Origin of the sequence: Tetzosporium hominis (assembly GCF_002265435.1) — a bacterium.
Taxonomy (GTDB): Bacteria; Bacillota; Bacilli; order Bacillales_A; family Planococcaceae; genus Chryseomicrobium; species Chryseomicrobium hominis.
This window is the reverse complement of record NZ_NOKQ01000165.1, coordinates 1-416: the sequence shown is the minus strand read 5'-3', so window position 1 is coordinate 416 and position 416 is coordinate 1. Positions and strand designations below refer to the sequence as shown.

The 416-nt window shown below is 45.4% G+C and carries 1 protein-coding gene; it reads right to left on the bottom strand.

Annotation, left to right across the window (positions count from 1 at the left end; translation table 11 throughout):
• The coding region (locus tag CF394_RS03545; protein WP_207761676.1) for an IS66 family transposase at positions 1-279 on the bottom strand (279 nt) is incomplete at its 3' end.
• Between the last annotated feature and the right edge of the window lie 137 nt (positions 280-416).

The window sequence follows — 416 nt, the reverse complement described above, 5'->3', positions numbered from 1 at the left end:
TCCGATCTTCTTTTTGCGCGTGTAACTGATCGTCTCGAGTGTAGGTTCAGCAAGAAGTACAGCAGAAGACACTTCGGCCTCATTGAACAACTGTAGATCCAATTGGTCTTTGTCTGTCTTCTCACTCGATGTGCCAAAGCGTTTCGCCTGAAGTAGCGCAAACTGTTGCTTATAGTATTCCATCTTGGCCTCGAGCTCTTTGTTTCGCTGTTCGAGCTGTGCGTTCTTCTTCTCGAGCTCTTCAATTGTAAGTTGTGTTTTCTCGTCCTGTTTTCTCATAGGGATAAGAATAGCATAAAACTATCCGGTGAAACAGACGTCAAATCACTTTTTTAGCAGCAACGGAAGGATGTGCATCACGTTGGTCAAGTGGCAATCCATCCAGCAACCAGTTCAGTTGCCGGCTCGAGATAGAT